Origin of the sequence: Corynebacterium sp. HMSC05C01 (assembly GCF_001807155.1) — a bacterium.
In the GTDB taxonomy this organism is placed as follows: Bacteria; Actinomycetota; Actinomycetes; order Mycobacteriales; family Mycobacteriaceae; genus Corynebacterium; species Corynebacterium coyleae.
Genome location: NZ_KV787947.1, coordinates 1 through 430, shown reverse-complemented (window position 1 = coordinate 430; position 430 = coordinate 1). Strand labels below are relative to the sequence as shown.

Here is a 430-nt window from a genome sequence, read left to right as displayed (position 1 = left end):
GTCATCGTCGTTGCGCCCGTTATGGAACCGGCATAACGGTACGAGGTTGGCAAGGTTGGTCTCCCCGCCGTGCCGCCAGGCCTGGATGTGATGGATTTCGCAGTTGTCAGCTCCATGCCGGCAATCGGGCACCGGACAGGTTGGCGACATCATGGATGCCAACGCGCGCTGCTTGCCATTGGCAAACCGCTGGGTGCGATACAGGTTGACTGCACCCTCGGTCGGGTGAAACGCTGCGACTTCCAGCTCGTCGCCGAATTGCTGCGCGAGAAATTCCGCACCCGTCATGGTGGTGCCATCGGTTAGCGTGAGAGTGACCTCGTCACCGGCACCGGATTGGATCCGGGTCCATTCTGGAAGCGGCACCATAACAATCGGGCGTGGTACTGCATGCGGCACTCCACCACCGTCGCCATCACCGCGCAAGATA

At 61.2% G+C, this 430-nt stretch carries 1 protein-coding gene; it reads right to left on the bottom strand.

Going from position 1 to position 430, the window contains the following annotated elements:
* Window positions 1–430, bottom strand: a 430-nt coding sequence (locus HMPREF3145_RS03000; RefSeq protein ID WP_141740793.1) for an HNH endonuclease signature motif containing protein, incomplete at both ends; no start/stop codon positions are given.